The sequence below is a fragment of the Streptomyces sp. NPDC029152 genome (assembly GCF_055564355.1).
The window spans coordinates 51,840-72,909 of record NZ_JBVHWR010000012.1 but is presented as its reverse complement, the minus strand read 5'-3'; the positions used below and the strand labels follow the sequence as shown (position 1 = coordinate 72,909).

Here is a 21,070-nt window from a genome sequence, read left to right as displayed (position 1 = left end):
GGCGGTCGTCACGGGCGGGAACGTCCCGGCGGGGAGACGACGGCCCCCTCCCGGTCGCGGGAGAGGACGAGGGTGTGGTCGGACTCGACCGACACGGGTCGATGCCTCCACGGGAACCTCCGCGGCGCCTCCGTGCCGCACCCGGCCGGTGCCTCCGTGCCGCACCCGGCCGGTGACCGGCACGCGATGCCGCGCGGAGGATCCTGGGCGAGCGGACGGGCCGTGCCGATCGTGCCGGCCCTGCCGGCGGGCCGGGCGGCCGCGAAATGCCGTGGAGCGCCGGGCCCGCTCCGTGCTTGCATGGCGCCATGGTGTCCTCCGACCGTCTGCTCGCCTTCGCGGCCCTGTCGCTGCTGCTCGTGGTGGTGCCGGGCCCCAGCGTGCTGTTCGTGATCGGCCGGGCGCTCGCGCGGGGGCGCCGGGCCGCGCTCACCACGGTCGTGGGGAACACCCTCGGCGCGTACGTGCTGGTCGTCGCCGTCGCCCTGGGGGTCGGGTCGGTGGTGGAACGCTCGCTCCTGGTCTTCACCGTGCTCAAGCTGGCGGGCGCCGCCTACCTCGTGCACCTCGGGGTGAAGGCGTGGCGCGAACGCCGTGGCCTGCGGGCGGCGTTCGGCGGCGCCGCGGAGCCGCGCGGAGACCGGCGCACGTTCTGGGAGGGGTTCGCGGTCGGTGTGACCAACCCGAAGACCCTCGTCTTCTTCGCCGCGGTGCTGCCGCAGTTCGTCGACCGCGACCAGGGCGGTGCCGCGGGGCAGATGCTGCTGCTCGGCCTGGTGTTCAACGTCATCGCGGTGGTCTGCGACAGCGCCTGGGGACTGCTCGCGGCCACGGCGCGCGACTGGTTCGCGCGCTCCCCGCGCCGGCTGTCCGCGGTCGGCGGGGCCGGCGGCCTGGCCATGATCGGCCTCGGTGTCACGGTGGCGGTGAGCGGGCGCGAGGACTGACGCCGGCGTCCGGAACGCCGCCGCACCCGAAGTTACCCGTGCGTTCCTCACGTCCGAGAGGTGACAGCGGTGACTGTCCCGGGCACGGCGGCACGTGACAGCGTCTTCCTCGGCACCGACCGGTGAAGGGAGAAGGCGTGAACAAGGGCTACGCCGTGTACTGCGACGCAGACCCGCAGTTCTACGACGCGCCGCACCGCACGGCGCCCGGCACCGCGGCGGCCGGCACCCGGTACGCGGCGGCCACCGAGCCCGTCCCGGCCGGGTGGCAGCGCGGCGAGAGCGGCGACTGGCTGGCCCTGCGGCCGCTGGACGCCGAACTGCCCGCGCAGGGCTGGAAGATCCACGTCTCCGCCTGCCTGGACAACGCCGAGTCCGTCCTGGAGCGCGTACGGCGGCTCTGCCTGGACCAGGGTGTCGCCTTCAAGTTCGTGCCGAGCCGTTACCTGCTCCACCAGCGCAACGCCAAGTACGCCGACCGGGCGGGCAGCGGCAAGTTCATCACCGTGTACCCGGCGGACGAGGAACGGTTCGAGCGCCTCGCGGGCGAGCTGGCCGACCTCTTGGCCGGCGAGCCGGGACCGCACATCCTGAGCGACCTCAGACTCGGCGACGGCCCGGTGCACGTGCGCTACGGCAGCTTCACCCGCCGCAACTGCTACGACGAGGACGGCGAGCTGCGGCCGGCGATCGCGGACCCCGACGGGGTGCTCGTCCCGGACCCGCGCGGCCCGGTGTTCCGGGTGCCCGACTGGGTGAGCGTGCCGGAGTTCCTCAAGCCCCACCTCGAAGCGCGGGCGACGGTGACGCTGACCGGCATCCCCTACGCCGTCGAGGCGGCGCTCCACTTCTCCAACGGCGGCGGCGTCTACCGGGCGCGGGACACCCGCACCGGTGAGACGGTGGTCCTCAAGGAGGCCCGCCCGCACGCGGGCCTGGCCGCCGACGGGGCGGACGCGGTGGCCCGGCTGGAGCGCGAGCGCCGGGCCCTGGAGAGACTGTCCGGGCTGGACTGCACCCCCGAGGTGCGGGACGCGTTCACCGTCGGGGAGCACCACTTCCTGGTCCTCGAGCACCTCGACGGCAAGCCGCTCAACACCTTCTTCGCCCGGCGCCACCCGCTCATCGAGGCCGACCCCGACGAGGGACGGCTCGCCGAGTACACCGCGTGGGCGCTCGACGTCCACGCCCAGGTCGAGCGGGCCGTCGCCCAGGTGCACGAGCGGGGCGTGGTCTTCAACGACCTGCACCTGTTCAACATCATGATCCGTGACGACGGGCGGGTGGCCCTGCTGGACTTCGAGGCCGCCCACCACGTCGACGAGCCGGGCCGGCAGACCGTCGCCCACCCCGGGTTCGTGGCACCGCCCGGCCGGCGGGGACCGGCCGTGGACCGGTACGCACTGGCCTGTCTGCGGCTGGCCCTGTTCCTGCCCCTGACCAGCCTGCTGGCGCTGGACCGGGGCAAGGCGGAGCACCTCGCCGAGGTGGTGGCGCGGCAGTTCCCGGTTCCGCGGGAGTTCCTGGACGCGGCGGTCGCCGAGATCACCGGTGAGCCGGCCCGTCCGCCGGCGGCGCGCCGGGGCGGGAGCGGTTTCATCCCGGTCGAGCCGGGTGACTGGCCCCGCAGCCGGGACTCGATGGCGGCGGCCATCCGCGCCTCGGCGACCCCGTCCCGTGACGACCGTCTGTTCCCGGGCGACGTCGCCCAGTTCGCCACGGCGGGCGGGGGCCTGACGTTCGGGTACGGAGCGGCCGGCGTGCTCTACGCCCTCGCCGAGAGCGGTGCGGGACGCGACGAGGACGGGGAGCAGTGGCTGCTGGAGCGGACGAAGGAGCCGCCGTCGGGCATGCCGCTGGGCTTCCACGACGGGATCGCGGGGACCGCCTGGACGCTGGACCGCCTCGGGCACCGGGCCCGGGCGCTCGACCTGACCGGGATCCTCCTCGAACACCCCCTCGACGGGCTCTCGCCGGACCTGCACGGCGGCACGGCCGGCATCGGTCTGGCGCTGGACGCCCTGGCCGCCTCCACCGGGGACACCGCCCTGCGCGCCGCCGCCCTGCGGTGTGCCGAGCTGAGCGCCCGGGGCGCACCGGCCGGTCCGCCGGGGCGGGGGCCCGGCCGCCGGCCCCGCGCCGGCCTGCTGCACGGCGCGACGGGCGGCGCGCTGCTGTTCCTGCGCCTGTACGAACGCACCGGGGACACCGCCCTGCTGGACCTCGCCGGCGACGCGCTGCGCCGGGACCTCGCGTGCTGCGTCCGCGGCGCGGGCGGCGCCCTCCAGGTGGACGAGGGCTGGCGCACCATGCCGTACCTGGGAGCCGGCAGCGTGGGCATCGGCATGGTGCTCGACGACTACCTGGCGCACCGCGCCGACGAGGAGTTCGAGCGGGCGCGGAGCGAGATCGTGCGCGCGGCGCAGGCCATGTTCTACGCCCAGCCCGGGCTCTACCGGGGCGTCGCCGGCATGGTGCTGTACCTCGGCCGGACGACGGCGCCCGGCCCGGGCACCGGGCCGGAGGCCGTCCGGCGCCAGATCGACGCGCTGGCCTGGCACGCCATGTCCTACCGCGGACGGCTCGCCTTCCCCGGCGAGCAGATGATGCGCCTGTCGATGGACCTGTCCACGGGGACGGCCGGCTGTCTGCTGGCCCTCGCGTCCGTACGCGGCGACCGGCCCGCCGGTCTGCCGTTCCTCCCCCCGCCGCGGCCCGAGCCGCGGCCCACGAGCCGGTCCCACGAGGGGCCGTGACCAACCCGTTGTCCGTACGAAGGGATGAGCAACATGAACCTGTTCGACCTGCAGTCGATGGAGACCCCGAAGGAAGAGGCCATGGGGGACGTCGAGACCGGCAGCCGCGCCAGCCTCCTGCTCTGCGGTGACAGCAGCCTCTCCGTCACGACCTGTAACTGACGTCCGAGGCGGCCCGCCGCGGTGACCGCGGCGGGCCGCGCGGTTCGGTACCGGCGTCCCGGCCTCACCGCCGGGGCGCCGGTGCCGTGTCACGCCGCCGCGTGCGGCGCCGACCACGAGGAGGGGCGGCTGGTGGACACGACCCCGGTCCGGCGACGGCACAAGCGCGTGTCCGGCTCGCCCGGCGCGGATCCCGGCCGTGTGCCCGAACTGCTGGTGCTGGTGTGCTCGGTGGCCGCGGCCGCCGCCGCGGTCGCGCAGCCCCTGGTCCTCGGCCGGGCACTGGACCTGCTGCTGTACGACGGCGGCGCCGGGCCCTGGCTCGCGGTGAGCGTGGCCCTGCTCGCCGGCGAGGTTCTCCTCGACGGCCTGACCGCGCTGCTCACCGGCCGGTGCACCGCCGCCTGGACCGCGTCGATCCGCTCCCGGGCCCTCGCCGGCCTGTTGCGCGCGGTACCGGACGCGACACGTCCGTACTCCGCGGGGGACGTCGGGACGCGGCTGACGCTCAACGCCTCCGACGCGGGCGGCGCCCCGGCGGCCCGGGCCGCGCTGGCCGCCTCGCTGATCACCCCGGCCGGCGCGCTCGTCGCGCTGGCCTTCGTCGACGTGTGGGTCGCCGGGTGCGTCCTGGCCGGACTGCCCGCCCTGGCACTGGTGCTGCGGGCCTTCGCGCGCGACACGGGGGCGTCGGTGCGTGCCTACCAGCGCGTGCAGTCGGACATCGCGGGCCGCCTGCTGGAAGCCCTGGAGGGCGCGGAGACCATCGCCGCCGCCGGGACGGCGGACCGTGAACGCGAGCGGGTGCTCCGGCCGTTGACGGAGCTCGGCGCGCTGGGCGAGCGCATGTGGGTCCTGCACGGGCGGGCGCTGGCCACCGGCGGTGTCCTCGTCCCGCTGCTGACGGTGGCGGCCACGGCCGTCGGCGGGCTCCGGCTCGGCGCGGGCGCCCTGAGCGTCGGCGAGCTGCTGGCGGTGTGCCGCTACGCGCAGCTGGCCGCCGGGTTCGGCAGCGCGGCCACGCTGCTCGGCGCGCTGGTCCGGGGCCGGACGGCGCGGGAGCGCACCACGGCCCTGGAGCGGCTGCCCGCCCTGCGCCACGGCGACCGGACCCTGCCCCCGGGCGGCCCGGGCGTCCTCGCGTTGCGCGGTGTGCGCGTCCTGCGGGAGGGGACGGAGGTGCTGCGGGCGGACGACGTGGTGGTGCCCGGCGGGGCGACGGCCGCGGTCGTGGGCCGCAGCGGTGCCGGCAAGTCCGTCCTGGCCGCCGTGGCGGGCCGGCTGATCGATCCCGACGAGGGGGAGGTCCTGCTGGACGGCGCCCCGCTGGACTCCCTGACCCGTGCGAGCCTGCGCGCCGAGGTCGGTTTCGCCTTCGCGCGCCCGGTGCTCGGTGACGGCACCGTGGCCGAGGCGGTCGCGGCCGGAACGCCTCCCGTGACGGAGCGCCGGGTGCGGGAGGCGGTCCGCCTCGCGGGCGCCGACGCCTTCGTACGCCGTCTGCCGCGGACGTACGACACCCCGCTCGCCGACGTCCCGCTGTCCGGCGGGGAGTACCAGCGTCTGGGTCTGGCCCGGGCGTTCGCCCACGCGGGCCGGCTGCTCGTGATGGACGACGCGACGTCCAGTCTCGACACCGCCACCGAGCACGCCGTGGACCGGGCGGTGCGCCACGCGCTCGAGGGCACCACCCGCCTGGTCGTGGCGCACCGCCCGTCGGTCGCGGCGCGGGCGGACCTGGTGATCTGGCTGGAGGACGGGCGGGTACGGGAGGTCGGCCCCCATCGGCGGCTGTGGGAACGCGCCGCCTACCGGGCGGTGTTCGCCACCGGCTCCGGCCCCGGCGCCGACGAGGCGGACACCGGGCCCGCGGGCGTCCGGGCCGTCTCCCTGCACGGCGAGGCGCGGCCGTGACCGCCGTCGGCGGCGGCCCTGCGGCGCGGTCCGGCCGGGAGCCCGGTCCGCTGCGCCGGGTCCGGCCGCACGCCCGGCGTTTCCTGGCCGGGCGCAAGGGCGTCCTCGCACGGCTCGGGGCGTGGTCGGTGGCCGAGTCGGCGCAGACCTTCCTGGTCGGTTACGGCGTCGCCCAGGCCGTCGACCGGGGCTTCCTGGCCGGTGACACGGCCGCGGGGCTCGGCTGGCTCGCGGTCGCCGCCGTCGCCGTGGTGCTCGGGGCGCCCGTGGTCAGGGGTGTCTTCGCCCAACTGGCCGGTCTGACGGAGCCGTTGCGGGACCGTCTGGTGCGGCGGGCGGTCGTGCGGTCCATGGCGGACGCGCAGGCCCGCCCCGGCGGCCGGGACCGTGCCGCCGTCTCGCGGCTCACCAACCAGGTCGAGATCGTGCGGGACAGCTTCGCCGGGCTCGTGCTGACCCTGCGCTCGTTCGTCTTCACCGCCGCGGGCGCGCTGCTCGGTCTGTTCTCGCTGGACCCGGCGCTGCTCGTGGTGGTCGTGCCGCCCCTCGCCGGGGGCCTCGCCCTGTTCCTGGTCACGCTGCGGCCCATGGCGGCGGCGCAGCGGCGGGCCCTCGCCGCCGACGAGGCGCTGGGCGATCACGCGGCGCGGACCCGGGGGGCGCTGCGCGACATCACCGCCTGCGGCACCCAGGAGGAGGTGGAGCGCGACGGTGAACGGCTCGTCGCGGACGCCGCCGCCACCGCGCGCGTCCTCGCCCGCTGGGCCGCGGTGCGCACGCTGGCCCTCGGTGTCGCGGGCCAGCTGCCGGTCCTGCTCCTGCTGGTGACCGTGCCGTGGCTGCGCGGCAAGGGGGTCACCACCGGTGCGCTGCTGGGCGCCTTCACCTACCTCGCCCAGGCCCTGCTGCCCGCCCTGCACACCCTCATGTCGGCGATCGGCGCCGCGGGGACGCGGCTGCTCGTGGTCCTGGACCGCTTCACCGGCACGGGGCCGCGTCCGCCCCTGACCGGCACGTCGCCGGCCGCGGACGCCGCGGACGCGGGCCGGCGGACGGGGGCACCGGCGCCCGCCGTGGAGCTGCGGTCGGTGACGCTGTCCTACGGCGCGCGGGCGGAGCCGGTCCTCGACGCGCTCGACCTGCGGGTCGAGGACTGCGAGCACCTGGCCGTCGTCGGCCCCAGCGGCATCGGCAAGTCGACCCTCACCCGCCTGGTGGCCGGGACGCTGGCGCCGAGCGGTGGTGCGGTCGAGGTGGCCGGCCACGCGGTCACCGGCCGCGCCCCGGCCGAACTCTCCGCCCTGCGGGTGCTGTTGCCCCAGCAGGCGTACGTCTTCACCGCGTCGGTGCGGGAGAACCTCACCTATCTGCGGCCGGACGCCCCCGCGGCCCGCGTCCGGGCCGCCGTGCGCGAGCTCGGTGCCGACGCGCTCGTCGAGCGCCTGGGCGGACTGGACGCGCCGCTCGACCCGGGCGACCTCTCGCAGGGCGAGCGTCAACTGCTGGTGCTGGTGCGGGCGCACCTGTCCACGGCGCGCCTGCTCCTGCTCGACGAGGCGACCTGCCACCTCGACCCGGCCGCCGAGGCACGGGCCGAGGAGGCCCTCGCCCGGCGTCCGGGCGCGCTGGTCGTGGTGGCCCACCGCATGTCCTCGGCGTTGCGGGCCGACCGGATCCTCGTACTGGACGGGACCGGTGCGACGTGCGGAACGCACCGTGAACTCCTCGTCCGTTCACCGCTCTACCGCGATCTGGTGGGGCACTGGGACGAGAGCCGGGGGTGACCCCGGCGTCCCCGTGCCCCGCCCCCTCACATCCAGCCGGCGCTCTGGACTATGCGTATGGCGTCCACCCGGTTGCGCGCGCCGACCTTGCGTATCGCGCTGGCCATGTAGTTGCGGACCGTTCCCCGCGACAGGTGGAGGACACCGGCTATCTCGGCTATGGAGGAGCCCTGCGCCGCCTGTGCCACCACGTGGAGCTCACGGACCGTCAGGGGCGTCTGGGACGCCTTGAGCAGGGGGACGGTGAGTCTCTCGTCGAGGAACCGTTCGCCCTTGGCGACGGTGTGCACGGCGTCGATCAGCCGGTGCGACGGGGCGTCCTTGGCGACGAAGCCGAGCGCTCCCGCGTCGAACGCCCTGCGCAGCACTCCCGGCCGTTCCGGCGCCGCGAGGACGACCAGCCGGGCCCCGCTCCGGTCCCAGTAGGGGGCGCGGCAGAGGTCCTCCGTCCCCTCCAGACAGTCCCCGTCCACAACGCACACGTCCACCGGTAAGTCGTCCTCGTCGGGCCCCTCTCCCCGGGAGGGCATGGACAGGACCTCGAGTCCGTCGGCGGACAGCAGCAGTTGCTCCAGTGCCGAACGCAGCAGCAACGCGTCGTGCACCACGAGAACACGGACCATGTACGACCCCCAAGGTCTCCCGGCCGTCGTCGCGGACCACCGGGCTCGTCCCCCAATGTCCCCAGCCGTCTGCCCCGGGGTTCCGTCAGAGAAGCACCGGGTACGGGCGGACCGCCGGAAAGCGACGTCAATCCGCCGTTCTGCGCGGTGTCCGACGCCACGGCCGTGACGGGCGAGCAGGCCGGATATCGTCGCCGGCACAGGGGGCCGGCGACGGGCCCGCGGTGCGGGCGGGCCGGGCGACCGCCCGCAACCAGGCGCTCCGCTCCGCGAACGGAGCGGGCGGGGAGGGGAGGGACGGAAGGGACGTCCGCGACCCGGGCCTCACGGGCCGAAAACCGTCGGAGGGAATGTGGCCCGAAAGCCCGCCTCTGGACCGCACCGACTTGCGCGCGGCCCCGTCGGCTCCCCGGCACGCCACGCGCCCGGGACAGGCTCCGCGCTACTCGGAGGCGTGTCCCCGCCGGCGCTCCCGTGCCCGCTCACCCGCCCGCCGGGCCGAGTTCATGAGCCGGTCCCGTCCGGCGGACAGCAGCAGGGCGAGCGGGGTGGCGAGCAGGGCGATCAGCAGGGCGGGGCCCCAATCCATTCCGTCGCGCCGGTATCTCAGGAGCAACGCGATGCAGACATAGGCGAGGACGACGACGAGCGCGTTCTTGAGCGGCTTGGGCAACGTCATGGAGCCCCAAGTACCCCGGAAAAGAGCGTATTTGCCGTACAGTGCCGGTGTCTGTCACGCCCGTGTGAAATCCCGCGGAAGACGCACGGGGACGGCCCGCCGTTCCTTGACGGCCGCACGGGCCCGCTGCCACGATCGCCGTCATGGAGCAGACGCGACCGGATCTCACGCGGCGACGCCACGTCGACCTGGCGCGCGTCTCCAGCGCCTGCTGTCGCCGCCCGGTCTGACGCTTCCACCGCGGCCGCCGTCCCCTCGCAGCGCCGCGAGCCCCGCGGCGAGCCCCGCCTCCCCGCGTGAGCGGTCCCTCACCCCCGTACGCCGACGCGCCCGAAGCGGGAGTCCGGTGGGCCGGCTTCCCCCGGGCTCCGGCCCCCGCGCGACGGCCCTCGTGTCCCCTGCCCGGCCCCCGTGTGCCCCGGCACGCGAAGGCGCCCGGGTGTTCCCGAAAGAGGTCCCCATGGCCACCGTCCTGTCCGTCTCCGGCAGCCCCTCCGCCTCCTCCCGCACCAACCGCCTGCTGCGCCACCTGGACGAGCGGCTCGTCGCCCAGGGCCACCGGGTGGTCCCGCTCGACGTCCGCACCGTCCCCGCCGAGGCGTTGCTGGGCGCCGACTTCACGCACCCGGCCGTCGTCGAGGCCACCGAGCTGTTCGCCGCTGCGGACGGCGTGGTCGTCGGCACCCCGGTCTACAAGGCCGCGTACTCCGGCGTGCTGAAGGCACTGCTGGACCTGCTCCCGCAGTACGCGCTCGCCGGCAAGGCCGTGCTCCCGCTCGCGACGGGTGGCAGCGCCGCCCATGTGCTGGCCATCGACTACGCCCTGCGCCCGGTCCTCACCTCGATGGGCGCGCGGCACGTCGTCCAGGGCTGGTTCACCCTCGACCGGGACATCACCCGGCACGACGACGGCTCCGTGTCGGTCGCCCCGGCCGCCGCCGAGGCGCTCGCCCAGGTCGTCGACCAGTTCTCGGCCGCCCTCGGGCACGCCCCGCTGCTCGCCGCGGCGAGCTGATCCGGCCCCCGGAGACCTCACCCGATCGGAGACGGCATGTCCCTGACCTTCCACTGGTTCCTGCCCACCAACGGCGACAGCCGCGACGTCGTCGGCGGCGGCCACGGCACACCGGTCACGACGTCCGGCCGGGACCGGCCGCCGACGGTGGCGTACCTGGGCCAGATCGCCCGTGCCGCCGAGGACCTCGGCTTCACCGGCGCGCTCACCCCCGCCGGCGCCTGGTGCGAGGACGCCTGGCTGACCACCGCCATGGTCAGCCGGCACACCGAGCGCCTGAAGTTCCTGGTGGCGTTCCGGCCCGGGCTCCTGTCGCCGACCCTGGCCGCGCAGATGGCCTCCACCTTCCAGCGGCAGACCGGCGGACGGCTGCTGCTGAACGTGGTCACCGGCGGCGAGAGCCGGGAACAGCGGGCCTACGGCGACTTCCTCGACAAGGACGCCCGCTATCGCCGTACCGGCGAGTTCCTGCACGTCGTGCGGAAGTTGTGGGACGGCAGAAGCGTCGATCTGCACGGCGAGCACCTCCGGGTGGAGGACGCGAGGCTGGCCCGCGTGCCCGATCCGGTGCCCGAGGTCTACTTCGGCGGCTCCTCGCCCGCCGCGATCGAGGTCGCCGCGCGGCACGCCGACGTCTACCTCACCTGGGGCGAGCCGCCCGCACAGGTCGCCGAGAAGATCGCCCGGGTCCGGGAACTCGCCGCGAGGGAGGGCCGCTCCCCGCGCTTCGGCATCCGGCTGCACGTCATCACCCGCGACGCCCCGGCGCAGGCCTGGGAGGAGGCGGAACGGCTGCTGTCCGGCTTCGACCCGGACACGGTACGGGCCGTGCAGGAGGGGCTGGCCCGCAGCGAGTCGGAGGGGCAGCGGCGCATGCTCGCCCTGCACGGCGGCGCCCGCGACGGCCTGGAGATCCACCCCAACCTGTGGGCCGGCATCGGCCTGGTGCGCGGCGGCGCGGGCACCGCCCTGGTCGGCGGCCACGAGGAGGTCGCCGAACGGATCGAGGAGTACGCGTCGCTGGGCATCGAGGAGTTCGTGCTCTCCGGCTACCCGCACCTGGAGGAGGCGTACTGGTTCGGCGAGGGCGTCCTGCCGAGGCTGGCCGCGCGGGGCCTGTGGCGGCACCCGTCCGACGGGCCGGCCGCGGCCCCTGCGGCCCCTGCGGCGCGGGCGGCGCGGCCGGTCCTCGCGGGCTGAGCCCGGCCGGCGCGGAACCGGCCGGGCCGGGCCTCAGGTCGACGCCTGGTCGCTGTCCTTCATCGCGCCCCAGCCGTGCCAGCGCTCGACCTCGATCCACGCGCTCACCCGGGCCCGGACCCGGTCCGGGTAGGAATCGCCGGTGTAGTGCGTGGAGAGCCGGTCGATGTCGGCCAGCCCCTCGTCGTCGCGCATCCCGGTGACGCGGCCGATGAGGGTGACGTGCGTGTACCAGTCGTCGCCGTCCAGGACGGTGAGGGTCACGCGCGGATCGCGGCGCAGGTGCTGGAGGCGTACGCGGCCCTCGTCGAGGCTGATCAGGACGCGGCCGTCGTCCTCCCACAGGTACCAGGTGGGCGTGGAGACGGGGCCGCCGTCCGAGCGGAGGGTGGCCATCACGCACGGGTTGGGGCGGCGCAGCAGGGCGACGGCCTCGGGCGGCAGCGGGGGCTTGGACATGGGGACTCCTTCGTGTCGTGATCGTCCGGAGGCTGCTTCGGCGGCGTTCCGTTCCTTCCGCTCGTCCGGTACCCCGGACGCGCTCAGCCGGACGGGTTCTCGTCGAAGCTGGCGTAGTAGGCGGCGGCCATGTCCTCGCCGCCGTGTCCCTGGGCCGCGGCGCGCTCCAGGCGCTCCGCGCTCGCGGCGGCGAGGTCCAGGCGTACGCCGCTGCGCTCGCCCGCCTCGACGATCAGGCGGGCGTCCTTCGCGGCGGTGGTGACGGCGAACTGGGGCGGGATGAGTGCGCCGTCGCGGATCAGGCCGGCCTTGGCGCGCAGGTAGCCCATGTCGAGGGGGCCGCCGGCGATGGCGTCGAAGAAGGCGTCGGGGTCCACGCCCAGCGCCCCGGACAGCGCCAGGACCTCGCCGACCGCGTTGGTGGCGGCGAGGACCCAGCTGTTGGCCACGAGCTTGAGCCGGGTCGCGCTGCCGGCCGCGCCGTCCTCGCCGGTCCACACCGTGCGGGAGCCGACCGCGTCGAGGACCGGCGCCACCACGTCGCGCGCGCCGGCCGGGCCGGCGGCCAGGACGAGCAACCGGCCGGCCTCGGCGGGCTGCCGGGTGCCGAGCACGGGGGCGTCGAAGAAGACCAGGCCGTGCTCGCGGGCGAAGGCGGCGAGCTCACCGACCGCGTCGAGGCCGACGGTGGTCGACTGCACCCACGCGGCGCCGGCGCGCAGGCCGGGGGCGGCGCGGCGCATGACGTCCAGGGCGGCCGGGCCGTCGTGGAGCACGGTGAGGACGACGTCGGCGTCCCGCACCGCCTCCTCCGGGTCGCCGGCGACGCGCACGCCGTCGGCGGCCAGCGGCTCGGCCTTGTCCCGGCTGCGGTTCCAGGCGCGGACGGAGAGGCCGGCGCGGGCGAGGTTGCGTGCCATCGCGGCGCCCATGATGCCGGTGCCCAGGACGCTCACGGTGAGCTGGTCGGTCATGACGTCGGCTTCCTGTTCTCGTGGTCGGACGGGAGTGCCGGGGATCAGCCTGCCATCCGGCCGGGGCCCGTGCCGACCGGGCGCACGGCGGCGTCCCGTGCGGTACGGCCGTGGACGCCCCTGCCCGCGACGGCGATGACGGCGACGCGCCCTCGCCCGGCCGCCACGGCCCCTCCGCGCCCACTCGGGTGGGCCCGCGGGACGTGGGCCGGGTGCTGCGGCTGCGCGAGGCCGGGGTGCGGCGCAAGGCGCGCGCTGGACCGGATGCGGTTCGATCCCGTGCGGCGGCGGCTGCGGGAGCGCTACGGCCGGAGCTGACGCACGCCTGCGACTGCCTCCGGGAAGGTCCGCTCGAACGCCGCGCGGACCGTGCCGCCCGGGGTGCGGTCCAGGATGCCGAACGTCACCCGTTCGAACGTCGCGGCGAACCGTCCGCCGGGTCCGAGCAGTGTGCGGAAGGCACCCGCGACCCGGGCCGGATCGTTGCGGAACACGCCGCAGCCCCAGGCGCCGAGCACCAGCCGACGGTACCCGTGGGCCGCGGCCGTCTCCAGCACCCGTTCGGCGCGCACGGCCAGCGCGGCGCCCAGCTCGCCGGCGCGTTCGGGCGCGGTGCGCAGCACCACGCCCGCGTTCGGTGCGGCGGCGGTGAGGAAGCCGGCCGTGTACGGCGACTCCAGCAGCCGCCCGCGGTCGTCGCGGAAGACCGGTACGGCGGGTGAGTGGACGACGCGGTCCGTGTAGAACGGGTCGCGGTGGGAGCGGTGGTGGTCGTAGAACGCGCGGGCCCGCAGCAGGCAGGTGTGGAGGGCGGAGGCCCGGCACAGGGCCTCCTCCTGGGCCTGGGCGCCGTTCAGGTACCCGCCGCCGGGGTTGCGGGCGGAGGCGAAGTTCAGCACGGCGGCCCCGTCGCCGAGTCGGCGGGCGGCCTCCAGGCTGCTCTCGCCCGTGACCTCGAGGACCGTGGTCACCGGGGCGGACGGCGGTACCCCGACCGGCCCCGGACCGTGCGTCCGGGTGCCCTCGCGGGCCGCCTCGACCGCCGCCGCGATCCGCACCTCTCGCCCGCCGGGCGTGCGATAGGCCCCCGCCATGACGATCTGCTCGGTCTGCTGCGCGATGCCCCGCAGGCGCGCGCTCATGGCGCCACCCCCGTGGACGCCGTGACCGCGCGCCGCGCGGCCTCCCCCGTCGTGCTCATGCGGGAATCCTGGGTGATGCTGGTGATGCGGCGCAACGGTGTTTCCCGGCCCGGGAAACGACGGGAGAAGCCCCCGGAAACGGTCGGAACGTGGAGGACGCCGAGAGGAGACATCCCGGTATGCACCCTTGTGCGGAGCGGCGCGAGGGTCTTGGGTAGGACGGGTGTGCCGACCCGGCCCACCGTGAAGAGGGTCGGCGACATGGTGGAATCTCAGGAGGATCCCTACATGTCCGATGCGACAGGCGGCTGTACGCGGCCGCCCACCACCATCACCGAAGCCGAGGTCGAGGCGCTGGTCCGCGGCATCTGCTTCAAGACCGGTCCGCCCGCGCGCCTCGGCGTCGAGGTGGAGTGGCTGATCCACGAGCCGCGCGCGCCGTGGCTCCCCGTGACGGACGAAAGGCTCGACGCGGTCTACGCCGCACTGCAGACCGTGCCCCTGAACTCGCCGCTCACCGTCGAACCCGGCGGCCAGCTGGAACTGAGCTCGCTGCCCGCCGCCTCCCTGATGGAGTGCGTCGACGCCGTCCGTGCCGATCTGGACGCCGTCCGGGCGGTCCTGCGAAAGGACGGTCTCGTCCTCGCCGGCCTGGGCCACGACCCCTGGCGCCCTCCCCGCCGGTTCCTGCGCCGGCCGCGCTACGACGCCATGGAGGCCTGTCTCGACCGCACCGGCCCCGCGGGCCGCTTCATGATGTGCGCCTCCGCCTCCGTGCAGGTGTGCCTGGACGCCGGGCACGAGGAGCCCGGCCCGCTCGGCCACGTACGCCGCTGGTGGCTCGCCCACCAGCTGGGCGCGGTGCTGGTGGCCGCGTTCGCCAACTCCCCGCTGTCCGGCGGCCGGCCCACCGGCTGGCGGTCCACGCGGCAGCTGCGGTGGACGCAGATCGGCGCCGGCCGGGCGGGCGGTCCCCCGCTGGACGCCGACCCGCGCCGCGCCTGGGCCCGTCATGTGCTGGACGCCCCGGTGATGTGCGTGCGCCGGGACGGCGACCGCTGGGACGTGCCGGCGGGCATGACCTTCCGGGAGTGGACCAGGACCCGGTCGCCGAGGCCGCCGACCAGGGAGGACCTCGACTACCACCTCACCACCCTGTTCCCGCCGGTCCGGCCGCGCGGGCACCTGGAGCTGCGCATGATCGACGCCCAGCCGGGGGACGACGGCTGGATCGTGCCGCTCGCCGTGACGGCGGCGCTGTTCGACGACCAGGAGGCCTCCGAGACCGCCTACCGGGCCGTGAAGCCCCTCGCGGAGCGCACCGCGGGCCTGCCCGCCCCGCACAACCCGCTGTACCGGGACGCGGCCCGCGACGCCCTCACCGATCCGGAGCTGCGCGACACGGCCGGCGTGTGCTTCGCGGCGGCGCTCGCCGCGCTGCCCCGGCTCGGCGCCACCACCGAGGTGACGGACGCCGTCGCGGCGTTCCTGGACCGCTACGTCGCCCGGGGCCGCTGCCCCGCCGACGACCTGCTGGACACGTACGACGGCGCGGGCCGCGGCCCGCACGGGAGGGAGACCCGCCCATGACCGACTCCGTCACGGACACCGCCGGCCGCCCGACCGCCGGCCGCACCGCCGGGCCCGCCGCCCCCCGCGTGGACCCCGAGGCGTTCCGCGAGCGGGCCCTGACCACGCTCGTCACGGCGCGTGAGCGCACCACGCTGCTGACCGGCTGCGTGGAGGGCCCCGACCTGACCGCCCAGGTGTCGCCGCTGATGTCCCCGCTGGTGTGGGACCTCGCGCACATCGGCAACCAGGAGGAGCAGTGGCTGCTGCGCGCCGTCGGCGGGCAGGAGGCGATACGGCCCGAGATCGACAGCCTGTACGACGCCTTCGAGCATCCGCGCGCCGAACGCCCCTCGCTGCCGCTGCTGCCGCCGGACGAGGCCCGCCGGTACGTGGCGGACGTGCGCGGCCGGGCCCTGGACGTGCTGGAGCGCGCCGCGTTCCACGGGACGCGGCTGACCGAGGCGGGCTTCGCCTTCGGGATGATCGCCCAGCACGAGCAGCAGCACGACGAGACCATGCTGATCACCCACCAGCTCCGCAGGGGCCCGCAGGTCCTGACCGCCCCGGACCCGGCCCCCGTGCCGCTGTTCACCGGACCGGCGGAGGTCCTGGTGCCCGGCGGCCCGTTCACGATGGGCACCTCGGCCGAGCCGTGGGCGCTGGACAACGAACGGCCCGCGCACCGTCGCGAGGTGGCCCCGTTCTTCATCGACACCACTCCGGTGACGAACGCCGCGTACCAGGCGTTCATCGAGGACGGGGGCTACGACGACCCGCGCTGGTGGGCCCCGGAGGGCTGGGACCACATCCGCCGGCACTCCGTCACCGCCCCGCTGTTCTGGCGCCGGGACGGCGGGCAGTGGCTGCGGCGGCGCTTCGGCGTCACCGAGGTGGTGCCGCCCGACGAGCCGGTGGTGCACGTGTGCTGGTACGAGGCCGACGCGTGGGCCCGCTGGGCCGGGCGGCGGCTGCCCACCGAGGCCGAGTGGGAGAAGGCCGCCCGGCACGATCCGGCCGGTGACCGCTCCATGCGCTATCCGTGGGGCGACGCCGACCCGGGCCCGGAGCACGCCAACCTCGGTCAGCGGCACCTGCGCCCGGCGCCCGCGGGCAGTTATCCGGCCGGTGAGTCCCCGCTCGGGGTGCGGCAGTTGATCGGCGACGTCTGGGAGTGGACGTCGAGCGACTTCGCCCCGTACCCCGGTTTCCGCGCGTTCCCGTACCGGGAGTACTCGGAGGTGTTCTTCGGGCCGGACTACAAGGTGCTGCGCGGCGGTTCGTTCGCCGTGGACGCGGTGGCCTGCCGGGGCACGTTCCGCAACTGGGACTACCCGATCCGGCGGCAGATCTTCTCCGGGTTCCGCACCGCCCGCTCCGCGGAGGGTTCCTGATGTGCCGTCACCTGGCGTACGTGGGACCCCCGGTGCCGCTCGGCCGGCTCCTGGTCGAACCGGCGCACGCCCTGTACCGCCAGTCCTGGGCGCCCCGGCGCCAGCGGTACGGCACGGTCAACGCCGACGGGTTCGGCGTCGGCTGGTACGCCCAGGGCGACCCGGTGCCGGCGCGCTACCGCCGGGCCGGGCCGATCTGGGCCGACCAGTCCTTCGCCGACCTGGCCCGGGTGGTGCGCACCGGCGCGCTGCTGGCCGCCGTGCGGGACGCGACGCTGGCGGGCGCCGACGCGGAGGCCGCGGCGGCGCCGTTCGCCGCGGGGCCCTGGCTGTTCAGCCACAACGGCGCCGTGGCGGGCTGGCCGGGCTCGCTGGAGAGGGTGGCCCAGGCCCTGCCGGCGAGGGAGTTGCTGTCGCTGGAGGCCCGCAACGACTCGGCGCTCGTGTGGGCCCTGGTCCTGCACCGGCTGCGCGCCGCGGGCACGGACGAGCCGGGGCCGCGCGCCGGCGCGCGGGCGCTGGCCGACACGGTGCTGGAGGTCGCCGCGTCCTCCTCCGCCTCCCGGCTCAACCTGCTACTCACGGACGGCGAGAACATCGCGGCCACCGCCTGGGGCGACACCCTCTGGTACCTGGCACGGCCCGGCGGCGGCACGGTCGTCGCCTCCGAGCCGTACGACGACGACCCGCACTGGCAGGAGGTCCCCGACCGCACCCTGCTCGCGGCGAGCGGCACGGACGTGCTGCTGACCCCGATCGAGGGCCCGCGCGACGACGCCCCGGTGCCCGCGGCCACGGCCGTTTCCGTATCTGTGAAGGAGCCCCGTACGTGAGCCCGTTCCACCTCACCCGCACGCTGCCCGAGGACGCCACGGGCGCCGCCCTGCGCGCCGACGTCCTGGCGGGCCTGACGGGTACGCCCAAGTCGCTGCCGCCCAAGTGGTTCTACGACGCCCGGGGCAGCGAGCTGTTCGAGGAGATCACCGGGCTGCCCGAGTACTACCCCACCCGGGCGGAACGGGAGATCCTCGTCGGCCGGGCCGGGGAGATCGCCGCCGCGACCGGTGCCCGCACCCTGGTCGAGCTGGGCTCGGGCTCCTCGGAGAAGACGCGGCACCTGCTCGACGCGCTGACCGGGCTGGACGCGTACGTGCCGGTCGACGTCAGCGAGAGCGCCCTGACGCAGGCCGGGCGGGCGATCGCCGCCGAGCGGCCGGGGCTGCGGGTGCACGCGCTGATCGCCGACTTCACCGCCGGCCTCGTGCTCCCGGACACCCCGGGTCCCCGGCTGGTGGCGTTCCTCGGCGGCACGATCGGCAACCTGCTGCCCGCCGAACGGGCCGCGTTCCTCGCGTCCGTGCGGGCGCTGCTCTCGCCCGGCGACGCACTGCTGCTGGGCACGGACCTGGTCAAGGACGAGCGGGTGCTGGTGCGGGCGTACGACGACGCGGCCGGGGTGACGGCCGCGTTCGACAAGAACGTCCTGTCCGTGATCAACCGCGAGCTGGGCGCCGACTTCGTGCCCGCGGCCTTCGACCACGTCGCGGTGTGGGACGCGCGGCGGGAGTGGATCGAGATGCGGCTGCGCTCGCGCACGGCCCAGACGGTGAAGATCCAGGCGCTCGACCTGGCCGTGGACTTCGCCGCCGGGGAGGAACTGCGCACCGAGGTGTCGGCGAAGTTCCGCCGGGAGGGCGTACGGGCGGAACTGTCCGCGGCCGGCCTGGACCTCACCCACTGGTGGACCGACGGCGAGGACCGGTTCGCGCTGTCGCTGAGCCGGGTGCGCTGAGCCGGGCGTGCCGATCCGGGGCCCGGCGCCGCGTCAGCGGGTGTCGGGGTCCAGGAGCTCGGTGATGCGGTCGGAGGCCCGTTCGGCCTCCGACCGCGCCTCGGCGCCCGTGAGGACCTTGGTCATGTACGCCTTGATCGGGTTGTCCGCCTCGACGGCGCCCCACAGGGGCGTACTCGGGGTCGCCCGGCCCTGTGCGGCGCCGGCGGCCATCGCCTCGACCCCTTCCCCGCCCGCGACGTCCGCGGCCAGCGTCCTGTTGTTGGGGACGTAGTTCATGGTGCGGGCCAGGTCGGTGTTCCACTTGGCCCCGGTGAGGGCCTCCACCACGGCGACGGCGCCGTCCCGGTCGTCGGTGTTCCCCGGTACGACGAGGTCGGAGCCGCCGGTGAACACGGCCCCGGGCCTGCCGGCGCTCTTGCCGGGCACGGGGAAGAAGCCCAGCTTGTCCTTGAGCTCGGGGTTCTCGCGCAGGATGGTCTGGGCGAGTCCCGGCACCGCGATGATCTGCGCGACCCCGCCCTCGGCGAACACGCCGGCCTGCGGCGGGTGTTCCTCGTCGGCGTCGACGGGGCCCTCGCCCAGGGCCTGCAGTTCACGGTAGAAGTCCATGCCGCGCAGGGCGGCCGGGCTGTCCAACGCGCCGGTCCAGACGCCGCCGCTCTCCTTGGCGAGGTCGCCGCCCTCGTCCCAGATGAAGCCGGACAGCGTGTACCAGTCCTGCCCGGCCAGGTAGATGCCCTGGTCGGCCCCCTTGTCGAGCTTCTCCGTGACGGTGAGCCACTCCTCGCGGGTACGCGGCGGCTCGGTGACGCCGGCCTGCTCGAACAGGTCCTTGCGGTAGATGACGACGCGGTTGGCGGCGTACCAGGGGATGCCGAACTGCTGGGACAGGTACTCCCCCGGTTCCGCGAGGCCGGGCAGCCAGTCGCGGATCCCCCAGTCGCGCATCGACTCGAGCGTCAGGTCCTCCAGCCGGCCGCCCTCGGCGTACTGCGGGACCTGGGTGTTGCCGACCTCGATGACGTCCGGCTGCCCGTCGCCGCCGTCGGACTTCAGCGCCGTCTGCACCTTCTCCCCGATGCCGGTCCACTCCTGAATGCGGACGTCGAGGTCCAGATCGGGGTGCTCCCGCTCGAAGTCCTCGGTGAAGCGCTTGAGGAAGTCCTCCGAGGCGCTGCCCTTCATCAGCCACACGGTGACGGCGCGCCGCCCGCCGCCGTCGCCGTCCGCGGACAGCAGGCCGCAACCGCTGAGCAGGGAGGCGGAGACACAGACAAGGGCGAGGAGGCGACGTCTCACGAGGGGTCCTTCTGGTCGAGCAGGTGTCGGTGGCGGACCGGTGGTCCCGCACACGCCAAGGGAGACCCGACGTGGGGGGACGAGCGTGAAACTCGTACGGGTGTAGGGGATTTTGGTATGGACCAATGCAAAGGTCAAGGGGGAAGTCCCGCCGGACCGGCGGCGGGGGCGACCACCGGGGACGCCGACGCCTCGCGCTCCGCCGCCGCGTGGGGCACGGTGGAGTGACGCGCGGCACACGCGACACCGCCGTCCGCCCCGCGGAAGGGAGCACCCGCATGTCGAACCACACCTACCGGGTCACCGAGATCGTCGGCACCTCGCCCGACGGCGTCGACCAGGCCATCCGCAACGGCATCACCCGCGCCTCGCAGACCCTGCGCCACCTGGACTGGTTCGAGGTCACGCAGGTGCGCGGCCAGATCGAGGAAGGGGAGGTCGCGCACTGGCAGGTGGGCCTGAAGCTCGGCTTCCGCCTGGAGGGCTCGGAGTGACGCCGCCCCGGCGGGACCGGACCGCGGACCGCGGCGGAACGGGGAGCGCCGGGGCGCTCAGGTGCGCCCCTCCCGTTCCTGGGCGTCCCGCAACTCGGCCGAGCGGGCGGCCCAGTCCGCGCGGATGACGGTGAACCCGGCCCGTTCGGCGTCGTCGCACACCAGCTCGTCGTCGTCCACCAGGACGCGGATCTCGCGGGTGCGGGCGAGCCGGCCGAGGATCTCCAGTTTGGTGCGGCGGGCGGGCCGGCGGTCGGTGTCGCGCCGCATGTACACCCGCCCCGCGGGGAGTCCCTGCGCGGCCAGCCAGTCGAGCGTGTCGCGGCGGCAGCGCTCGGGCCGTCCGGTCAGGTAGGCGATCTCGCACTCCCCGGCGCTCGCGCGCACCAGCGCGACGCCCTCCGGCAGCGGCGGGTCCTGGGGCGCGGCGGCGAAGAAGGCATCCCAGTCGCGCGGCCGGCGCTCCAGGAAGCGCTGCCGGTGCGCGGTGCCGGCGAGGGTGTTGTCCAGGTCGAACACGGCCAGCGGGGGCCTGCTGCGGGCGGTCACGCCCCCACCCTGGAGCGCGTCGGCCGGCACCGGCACCCCTCGATTGCTCATGGGGTCCATTTTCCCATGGCCTCCCGACGGTCACCGACCGAAGGGAAGTCCCATGGCCGTTCCGAAGCGGAAGACGTCCCGCAGCAACACCCGCCACCGCCGCGCCCGGTGGAAGGCCGCCGTGCCGGCGCTCGTGCCCGTCGCCGTCGACGGCGTCCGACGCCTCGTACCGCAGCACCTGGTGCGGGCCCACGAGCGCGGACTGCTGCGCCCCGAGGGCCGACCGCGGCCGGCCGACCGCGCCGGCCCGGGAATCCTGGCGCC

The 21,070-nt window shown here is 75.5% G+C and carries 20 protein-coding genes and 1 pseudogene; 14 read left to right on the top strand and 7 right to left on the bottom strand.

The annotated features are described in order from the left end of the window. Positions 1–308 precede the first annotated feature (308 nt). The 5 genes from ACZ4V6_RS24555 (at position 309) to ACZ4V6_RS24535 (ending at position 7,563) form a co-directional block, all read left to right on the top strand. Positions 309–947, top strand: coding sequence for a LysE family translocator (locus ACZ4V6_RS24555; RefSeq protein ID WP_467831095.1), 639 nt, complete (start codon positions 309–311; stop codon positions 945–947). Positions 948–1,084: 137 nt separating this feature from the next. Further along, positions 1,085–3,703 carry a class III lanthionine synthetase LanKC gene (lanKC, locus tag ACZ4V6_RS24550; protein WP_467831092.1) on the top strand — a complete coding sequence of 873 codons (2,619 nt, stop codon included), beginning with the start codon at positions 1,085–1,087 and terminating at the stop codon, positions 3,701–3,703. Positions 3,704–3,736: 33 nt separating this feature from the next. Next, entirely contained in the window at positions 3,737–3,865 is a 129-nt protein-coding gene (gene ramS / locus ACZ4V6_RS24545; RefSeq protein ID WP_006130296.1) for a mycelium formation morphogenetic lantipeptide SapB, read from the top strand. A gap of 132 nt (positions 3,866–3,997) precedes the next feature. Next, entirely contained in the window at positions 3,998–5,779 is a 1,782-nt protein-coding gene (locus ACZ4V6_RS24540; protein WP_467831089.1) for an ABC transporter ATP-binding protein, read from the top strand. Beyond that, the gene (locus ACZ4V6_RS24535; protein WP_467831086.1) at positions 5,776–7,563 is read left to right on the top strand and encodes an ATP-binding cassette domain-containing protein; all 1,788 of its coding nucleotides are present in this window, start codon (positions 5,776–5,778) and stop codon (positions 7,561–7,563) included. Before ACZ4V6_RS24540 ends, ACZ4V6_RS24535 begins: the two co-directional genes overlap by 4 nt. A gap of 26 nt (positions 7,564–7,589) precedes the next feature. Here ACZ4V6_RS24535 and ACZ4V6_RS24530 read toward each other — a convergent pair whose 3' ends face one another. Continuing rightward, positions 7,590–8,186 carry a LuxR C-terminal-related transcriptional regulator gene (locus ACZ4V6_RS24530; RefSeq protein ID WP_467831084.1) on the bottom strand — a complete coding sequence of 199 codons (597 nt, stop codon included), beginning with the start codon at positions 8,184–8,186 and terminating at the stop codon, positions 7,590–7,592. A gap of 442 nt (positions 8,187–8,628) precedes the next feature. Next, on the bottom strand, positions 8,629–8,865 hold the full coding sequence (locus ACZ4V6_RS24525; protein WP_467831081.1) for a hypothetical protein: 237 nt from the start codon (positions 8,863–8,865) through the stop codon (positions 8,629–8,631). Positions 8,866–9,008: 143 nt separating this feature from the next. Between ACZ4V6_RS24525 and ACZ4V6_RS24520 the strand changes: the two genes are divergently transcribed. The 3 genes from ACZ4V6_RS24520 to ACZ4V6_RS24510 all read left to right on the top strand — a co-directional run bounded on the left by ACZ4V6_RS24520 (position 9,009) and on the right by ACZ4V6_RS24510 (position 11,080). Then, positions 9,009–9,095: a putative leader peptide gene (locus ACZ4V6_RS24520; RefSeq protein ID WP_467831581.1), complete on the top strand. Its 87-nt coding sequence runs from the start codon at positions 9,009–9,011 to the stop codon at positions 9,093–9,095. Positions 9,096–9,325: 230 nt separating this feature from the next. Continuing rightward, positions 9,326–9,880, top strand: coding sequence for an NADPH-dependent FMN reductase (gene ssuE / locus ACZ4V6_RS24515; RefSeq protein ID WP_467831078.1), 555 nt, complete (start codon positions 9,326–9,328; stop codon positions 9,878–9,880). 36 nt (positions 9,881–9,916) lie between these two features. Beyond that, entirely contained in the window at positions 9,917–11,080 is a 1,164-nt protein-coding gene (locus tag ACZ4V6_RS24510) for an LLM class flavin-dependent oxidoreductase (RefSeq protein WP_467831075.1), read from the top strand. Between the two features lie 33 nt (positions 11,081–11,113). Here ACZ4V6_RS24510 and ACZ4V6_RS24505 read toward each other — a convergent pair whose 3' ends face one another. The 3 genes from ACZ4V6_RS24505 to ACZ4V6_RS24495 form a co-directional block, all read right to left on the bottom strand. Next, positions 11,114–11,539, bottom strand: a complete 426-nt coding sequence (locus ACZ4V6_RS24505) for a PPOX class F420-dependent oxidoreductase (RefSeq protein ID WP_467831072.1) — start codon at positions 11,537–11,539, stop codon at positions 11,114–11,116. A gap of 83 nt (positions 11,540–11,622) precedes the next feature. Then, positions 11,623–12,513 (bottom strand): NAD(P)-dependent oxidoreductase, encoded by an 891-nt coding sequence (locus ACZ4V6_RS24500; protein ID WP_467831069.1) that lies wholly within the window; start codon positions 12,511–12,513, stop codon positions 11,623–11,625. A gap of 302 nt (positions 12,514–12,815) precedes the next feature. Further along, positions 12,816–13,655 carry a TIGR02452 family protein gene (locus ACZ4V6_RS24495; protein WP_467831066.1) on the bottom strand — a complete coding sequence of 280 codons (840 nt, stop codon included), beginning with the start codon at positions 13,653–13,655 and terminating at the stop codon, positions 12,816–12,818. A 288-nt stretch (positions 13,656–13,943) separates the two neighbouring features. Here ACZ4V6_RS24495 and egtA point away from each other — a divergent pair, with 288 nt between their 5' ends. From egtA to egtD, 4 genes are read left to right on the top strand one after another with little or no spacing between them, the layout of a single operon-like run. Further along, positions 13,944–15,245, top strand: a complete 1,302-nt coding sequence (egtA, locus tag ACZ4V6_RS24490) for an ergothioneine biosynthesis glutamate--cysteine ligase EgtA (RefSeq protein ID WP_467831063.1) — start codon at positions 13,944–13,946, stop codon at positions 15,243–15,245. Continuing rightward, the gene (egtB, locus tag ACZ4V6_RS24485) at positions 15,242–16,618 is read left to right on the top strand and encodes an ergothioneine biosynthesis protein EgtB (protein ID WP_467831061.1); all 1,377 of its coding nucleotides are present in this window, start codon (positions 15,242–15,244) and stop codon (positions 16,616–16,618) included. Before egtA ends, egtB begins: the two co-directional genes overlap by 4 nt. Then, positions 16,618–17,451 carry an ergothioneine biosynthesis protein EgtC gene (gene egtC / locus ACZ4V6_RS24480; RefSeq protein WP_467831058.1) on the top strand — a complete coding sequence of 278 codons (834 nt, stop codon included), beginning with the start codon at positions 16,618–16,620 and terminating at the stop codon, positions 17,449–17,451. Before egtB ends, egtC begins: the two co-directional genes overlap by 1 nt. Beyond that, positions 17,448–18,410 carry an L-histidine N(alpha)-methyltransferase gene (gene egtD / locus ACZ4V6_RS24475; RefSeq protein WP_467831055.1) on the top strand — a complete coding sequence of 321 codons (963 nt, stop codon included), beginning with the start codon at positions 17,448–17,450 and terminating at the stop codon, positions 18,408–18,410. The genes egtC and egtD overlap by 4 nt, the downstream gene beginning before the upstream one ends. 33 nt (positions 18,411–18,443) lie before the next feature. On the opposite strand, the gene ACZ4V6_RS24470 is transcribed toward egtD, so the two are convergent. Continuing rightward, the gene (locus ACZ4V6_RS24470; protein ID WP_467831052.1) at positions 18,444–19,712 is read right to left on the bottom strand and encodes an extracellular solute-binding protein; all 1,269 of its coding nucleotides are present in this window, start codon (positions 19,710–19,712) and stop codon (positions 18,444–18,446) included. Positions 19,713–19,990: 278 nt separating this feature from the next. Here ACZ4V6_RS24470 and ACZ4V6_RS24465 point away from each other — a divergent pair, with 278 nt between their 5' ends. Then, on the top strand, positions 19,991–20,206 hold the full coding sequence (locus ACZ4V6_RS24465) for a dodecin (protein WP_467831049.1): 216 nt from the start codon (positions 19,991–19,993) through the stop codon (positions 20,204–20,206). Positions 20,207–20,263: 57 nt separating this feature from the next. On the opposite strand, the gene ACZ4V6_RS24460 is transcribed toward ACZ4V6_RS24465, so the two are convergent. After that, positions 20,264–20,755: a phosphatase domain-containing protein gene (locus ACZ4V6_RS24460; protein ID WP_467831579.1), complete on the bottom strand. Its 492-nt coding sequence runs from the start codon at positions 20,753–20,755 to the stop codon at positions 20,264–20,266. Positions 20,756–20,858: 103 nt separating this feature from the next. Here ACZ4V6_RS24460 and rpmF point away from each other — a divergent pair. Further along, positions 20,859–21,023 (top strand): annotated as a pseudogene (gene rpmF, locus ACZ4V6_RS24455) (50S ribosomal protein L32); the annotation flags it as partial. Positions 21,024–21,070: the final 47 nt, after the last annotated feature.